This window comes from Glutamicibacter sp. 363, assembly GCF_052379505.1.
Taxonomy (GTDB): domain Bacteria; phylum Actinomycetota; class Actinomycetes; order Actinomycetales; family Micrococcaceae; genus Glutamicibacter.
On sequence record NZ_JBQSYR010000059.1, the window covers coordinates 1 to 5,753 of the forward strand.

Here is a 5,753-nt window from a genome sequence, read left to right on the forward strand (position 1 = left end):
TGGGTCAATCTTCGCTCCGCGCAGCTGCGGGACGTGCTCTTCCGGGATTGCACCTTTGATGAAATTGATTTGCAGCAGGCCAAGGCGCAACGCGTGAGCTTTGAAAATTGTCGTACCGGGGTGCTGAGCGTGGAGCGTGCAACTCTCAGCTCGGTTGATCTGACCGGGTTGGAAATCTCGCAAGTCCAAGGCATCGAAGGATTGCGCGGTGCCACGATCAGCGAGCAGCAGTTGAGTTCCCTGTCGCATGAGTTCGCCGCATATCTTGGTCTGCGAATCAAGGACTAAGTTCGCTGGCAGACAGCAGGCTTGTGATTCGAGGCTGGCGTTCGGCCAGTGACCGAGCCGTGCTTAGAATGATTTCCTGCATGGCGGCTGCGGCACGAGTCAATGAAACATCTCGGCGATGCGCCAGACCGATGGTCCGCGTCAATTGTGGATCTTTCAGCGCTGTGGCGCTGAGCCCGGGGCGATCGACCAGCACGGTCGCCGGGACAACCGCAACCCCCAATCCGACTTCGACGAAGCGCAAGACAGCGTCCATCTCGGCGCCTTCCAGGATTACGTTGGGGGCCAGGCCCTGTGCACGGTAGGCGTTCATCGTACTTGCACGCAGGTCGTAGCTTTGCGAAAAAACTATTTGAGGAAGCCTCGACAGGGCCTTGAGATCTAGGAATTCCTTGGCCCCGAGACGTGGTTTAGCCGTTGAATCGATGACGACAAGTTCTTCGGATAGCAGCGGGAGACTGGCCAGACTTCTCTCCGCTGCAGAATGCTCCGAGGTAACAACGAGGGCGAGATCCAGCAGCCCGCCAGCTAGCTCATCCAACAGATCCTTCGACCCGGCTTCGCTCAGGTGAAGCTCAATGCCGGGGAATCGGCGGTGAAAGACATCGAGCACTTCGGCAACCAGCGAGACGCACAGGGTTGGGGGCGCGCCTAGCCGAACCCGACCCTTCCGCAAGCCTGCCAGCTCTGCCATTTCGGTGCGCACATTCTCTTCATCGGCGAGCATGCGGCGTGCCAGCGGCAGCAACGCTTCACCGGCGGCAGTCAGCGTGATGTTGCCCCGCGCGCGGTGAAATAGCTGGGAGCCCAGATCTTGTTCGAGAGCGGAAATCTGACGGCTCAACGACGGTTGCGTCAGATGCAGATCCTCGGCAGCTCTTGTGAAGTGCCCCACCCTGGCGATCGTCGCGAAACCCCGCAGCTGCTCTAGATTCATATCCCATAGCATACGGCTATCGAAACCATGAAGATAATTCATTGGACGTATGTTTCTTAGAGGCAGATGCTTGATGTCATGAACACTTACAGCAGCAAAGAACAGCAGATTTCAACCACCGTCCTAGTTATCGGGACCGGCGGTTCGGGACTCCGGGCCGCTATCGAACTCGCCGAACTCGGCGTAGATGTCCTGGCCGTGGGAAAGCGTCCGCGTCACGATGCGCACACCTCTTTGGCGGCCGGTGGAATCAACGCGGCCCTTGGCACCATGGATGAAGAAGACAGCTGGCAGCAACACGCTGCAGACACCATCAGGGAAAGCTATTTCCTCGCCGATCCGCGCACCGTGCAGACCGTGGCCCAGGGCGCGCAACGCGGAATCGAGGATCTCGAACGGTACGGAATGAATTTTGCCCGGGAACACGATGGCCGCATATCACAGCGCTTCTTCGGAGCGCACAAGTTCCGCCGCACCGCATTTGCAGGGGACTACACCGGACTGGAAATCCAGCGCACGCTGATTCGACGTGCCGAGCAACTTGAGATTCCGATACTTGACACGGTGTATATCACACGACTGCTCGTCAAGGACAATCAAATCTTCGGCGCCTACGGCTTCGACGTGAACAACGGAACCCGATACCTGATCCATGCCGACTCGGTCATCCTCGCCGCCGGCGGGCACAACCGCATCTGGCGGCGCAGCTCGTCGCGACGTGACGAAAACACTGGAGATTCGTTCCGCTTGGCCGTCGAGGCCGGTGCCCGCCTGCGAGATCCGGAACTCGTGCAATTTCACCCCTCGGGGATTATCGAACCCGAATCGGCTGCAGGAACCCTGATCTCCGAAGCCGCCCGCGGGGAGGGTGGAATCCTGCGCAACCAGCTCGGTGAACGCTTCATGAAAAACTACGATGCGGAACGCATGGAGCTTTCTACCCGCGACCGAGTGGCGCTCGCGGCCTATACCGAGATCCGCGAAGGGCGCGGAACGGAAAAGGGCGGGGTGTGGCTCGATGTTTCGCACCTGCCGCGCCAGCTGATCATGGAGCGGCTGCCAAGGGTGTACCAGACGATGCTCGAAGAACAGATGCTGGACATTACCCGCGAACCCATCGAGATCGCACCTACCGCACACTATTCGATGGGCGGGGTCTGGGTGGACCCTTACGATCATTCAACCGAAGTCACCGGACTCTATGCGATCGGTGAGGCCTCAAGCGGGCTGCACGGTGCCAACCGCTTAGGTGGCAACTCGCTGATCGAGCTCTTGGTTTTCGGGCGAATCGTCGGACAGGCGGCCGCCACGTATGCCAGGGGGCTGGAATCCCAGCCTCGATCCGCAGAAGCCATCGCCGAAGCACGACGCGACATCGAGGACCTCTTGGCCGCAGATGGCGTGGAGAACGTACGTGCGTTGCAGCGCGCCATCCGCGATGTGATGACCGCGCACGCAGGAGTGGTGCGAGACGAGCAAGGATTGCTTGCCGGCCTGGCGAAACTCGACAAGATCGAACAGCGCATGGCAAACATCGGAATTCATCCCGACATCGCAGGGTTCCAAGACCTATCCCATGCCTTTGACTTGAAATCCTCGGCGCTGGCCGCCCGGGCAACCCTGGAGGCCGCCTTGGAACGCCGCGAAACCAGAGGCTGCCACAACCGCAGCGACTTCCCAGCCATGGATCCCGGCTTGCAGGTGAATCTCGTTTGGTCGCCGAAGACCGGGATCACCCGAGAATCCATCGTGGAAGTGCCAGCAGAAATAGCGGAATTGATCCAAGAGGTCTCCGCCGCAGGCAAGCTCGTCGAATAATTTTCACGACCAGGCAGGCGACCGTCAGACGCCAACTATGCCGCATCTTCGATGCATGGAGGAATTCTCGGCGCGAAAGTCCCGCGCGAGGAACTGGCTGTGCAAGGCAGTTCTTCACGCGGGACTATCCGCAGTGCGCCTAGCGCTCCCGCTGCACGCGCTTCTCGTCCCACACGGGAGTATCGGACTCGTAGACCTTGCCGTCTGAGCCAAAGACCAGGAAGCGGTCAAACGACTTTGCGAACCAGCGGTCGTGAGTCACCGCGAGCACGGTGCCTTCAAAGGAATCGATCGCATGCTCGAGCGCTTCGCCGGAATGCAGGTCGAGGTTATCCGTCGGCTCATCAAGCAACAGCAGGGTCGCTCCGGATAGCTGCAGGAGCAGGATCTGGAAACGGGCTTGTTGGCCCCCGGAGAGCGACTCGAACTTCTGCTCAGATTGGCCAGCCAGACCGTAGCCGTCCAATGCGCCTGCGGCAGCCTCACGGGCAAGCCCCGAACGGTGCTCGTCACCGCGGTGCAGAATCTCCAGCAAGGTGCGGCCGAATAGGTCGGGGCGGGTGTGGGTCTGGGCAAAGTAGCCAGGGCGAATCCGAGCGCCGAGCTTTACCGTTCCCTCATGAGGAACTTCGGCGAGCTTCACATCTGAAACCGGCTCGTGCTCCCGTTCGGGATCGGTGCCGCCGGCAGCCAGCAGCCGCAGGAAGTGGGATTTGCCCGAGCCGTTGGAACCGAGCACGCCAACACGGTCACCAAACCAGATCTCATTGCTGAAGGGCTTCATCAGCCCGGTGAGTTCGAGCTTTTCGGCTACGACCGCGCGCTTGGCGGTGCGTCCACCCTTCAGCCGCATCTTCACATTTTGCTCTAGCGGAATCGCCTGCGGCGGGCCGGCCTCCAGGAACTTATCCAACCGTGTCTGTGCCGCGTGATACCGGTTAGCCATATCCGAACGGAACGCCGCCTTGGTCTTGTACATGATGACCAATTCCTTGAGCTTGGAATGCTCTTCATCCCAGCGCTTGCGCAGTTCCTCGAAGCGTTCGTTGCGTTCCTTGCGGGCCTGTACGTAGGAGCCGAACGAACCACCATGGATCCAGGCGGTGGCTCCACCATGGCCGGGCTCCAGCGTGACGATGCGCGTGGCCGCGTTGTTGAGCAACTCGCGGTCGTGGCTGATGAATAGCACCGTCTTGGGGGAGCGCTCCATCATCGCTTCAAGCCAGCGCTTACCCGGTACGTCTAGATAGTTATCCGGCTCATCCAAGAGCAGCAGCTCATCGTTGCCTTCGAAAAGCGCCTCCAAGACGAGGCGCTTTTGCTCGCCGCCGGACAAGGTGCGCGCTTGGCGGTCTTGGGCACGATCAAAGGGAATGCCCAGCGCTGCCATGCAGACCTTGTCCCAAGTGGTTTCCAGCTCGTAGCCTCCGGCGTCACCCCACTCGATAATCGCTTCGGCGTAGCGCATATGGACCTTTTCGTCCTCGCTGACCAGCATCTTCGCTTCGCACGCTGCGACCTTGGCGGCGGCAGCAACGACGGCCGGAGCCGCGGTGGAAAGCAAAAGATCCTTCACCGTCGATTCGTCGCGAACCTGTCCCACGAACTGGCGCATGATGCCCATCGAGCCCGAGCGGTTTATCGCGCCCTCGTCGGCTTTGAGATCACCGGAGATGATCTTGATCAAGGTGGTTTTACCGGTGCCGTTCGGCCCGATTAAAGCGGTTTTGGAGCCGGCGGTAACTTTGAAGGAGACCCCGCCGAGCAACTGGGTGCCGTCGGAAAGGAAGTATTGGATGTCGGAAACGTCGATATGTGCCACCAGCCCATCCTAACCGCGATTGCTATCCCGGCTGCTATGAGGAACTTGCGCATGCCGGTCTATGGCGTGTGCCCGAGGAATACCTAGTCGTACTTGTAGAAGCCTTCACCCGTGGCAGTACCGAGTTTTCCGTGCTCGAGGTAGATGGTTTTGAGCAGTTCTGCGAATTTCTGGCTGGTTTCATCTCCGGAACGTGAAATGTTGTACGCGGTATTCAGCCCGACGATGTCGTAAATTTCAAAGGGACCCTTGGGAGCTCCGGTGCCCAGTTTCCATGTCTGGTCAATGGTTGCTGCGTCCGCGACGCCATTTACGAGCAGATGGCTTGCAGACTGCAGAAAAGGTACGAGCAACGAGTTGAGCACGTATCCCGGCTGCTCCTTCAGCACCCGAATCGGGACCATCCCGGTGCGTTCGGCGAAGTTCACCACTGCTTCGTAGGCTTCGGCGCTGGTCGACTCGGTGCCCATGACTTCGCCGGTATTGTTTTGCCAAACTCGGTTGGCGTAGTGCAACGCAAGGAAGCGATCGGGCCGGCCGGTGAACCCTGCAATAGCTGAAGGAAGCAACGTCGAGGAGTTAGTGGCGAAGACGGTGCGAGCCGGGGCTGTTTGCGCAAGGTTCCGGTAGGTATCCTGCTTGATTTCCAGGCTTTCGGGCACCGCTTCGATCACCAGGTCCGCATCCTCGACAGCCTCGGCCAATTCACTGCTCAACCGGATGGAATCGCGTGCTGCTTGAGCTTTCGTGTTGTCGCCGGCGTCAAAGTACTCCGCGTAAACCGGGACCAATTTATCCAGCCTGGCGGCGGCGGCTTCGAGGGCAGCATCATCGATGTCGTAGCCGACCACGGGCAGACCATGGTAGGCGGTTTGGAAGATGATCTGG

General features: G+C 59.7%; 5 protein-coding genes. 2 read left to right on the plus strand and 3 right to left on the minus strand.

Going from position 1 to position 5,753, the window contains the following annotated elements; genetic code table 11:
* On the plus strand, positions 1-288 hold a 288-nt coding region (locus ACT3UA_RS18720), incomplete at its 5' end, for a pentapeptide repeat-containing protein (protein WP_444617843.1).
* Here the strand turns inward: ACT3UA_RS18720 and ACT3UA_RS18725 are convergent.
* On the minus strand, positions 278-1,225 hold the full coding sequence (locus ACT3UA_RS18725) for a LysR family transcriptional regulator (RefSeq protein ID WP_444617845.1): 948 nt from the start codon (positions 1,223-1,225) through the stop codon (positions 278-280). The two genes, ACT3UA_RS18720 and ACT3UA_RS18725, sit on opposite strands and share 11 nt — an antisense overlap.
* A gap of 78 nt (positions 1,226-1,303) precedes the next feature.
* On the opposite strand from ACT3UA_RS18725, the gene ACT3UA_RS18730 reads away from it, so the two are divergent.
* Positions 1,304-3,043: an FAD-binding protein gene (locus tag ACT3UA_RS18730; protein ID WP_444617847.1), complete on the plus strand. Its 1,740-nt coding sequence runs from the start codon at positions 1,304-1,306 to the stop codon at positions 3,041-3,043.
* Between the two features lie 139 nt (positions 3,044-3,182).
* On the opposite strand, the gene ACT3UA_RS18735 is transcribed toward ACT3UA_RS18730, so the two are convergent.
* Together ACT3UA_RS18735 and ACT3UA_RS18740 are read right to left on the minus strand one after the other, a co-directional pair.
* A complete protein-coding gene (locus tag ACT3UA_RS18735) occupies positions 3,183-4,865 on the minus strand; it encodes an ABC-F family ATP-binding cassette domain-containing protein (protein ID WP_096284935.1) in 1,683 nt (560 codons plus the stop codon).
* An 83-nt stretch (positions 4,866-4,948) separates the two neighbouring features.
* Positions 4,949-5,753 (minus strand): 3-hydroxyacyl-CoA dehydrogenase (locus ACT3UA_RS18740; protein WP_444617849.1); only part of this gene is annotated, 805 nt, incomplete at its 5' end.

What these genes read in the sequence shown, in the direction of transcription:
- ACT3UA_RS18725 (WP_444617845.1), bottom strand. Translation starts at nt 1,225, where the DNA reads ATGAATCTAGAGCAGCTGCGGGGTTTCGCGACGATCGCCAGGGTGGGG.
- ACT3UA_RS18730 (WP_444617847.1), top strand. Translation starts at nt 1,304, where the DNA reads ATGAACACTTACAGCAGCAAAGAACAGCAGATTTCAACCACCGTCCTA.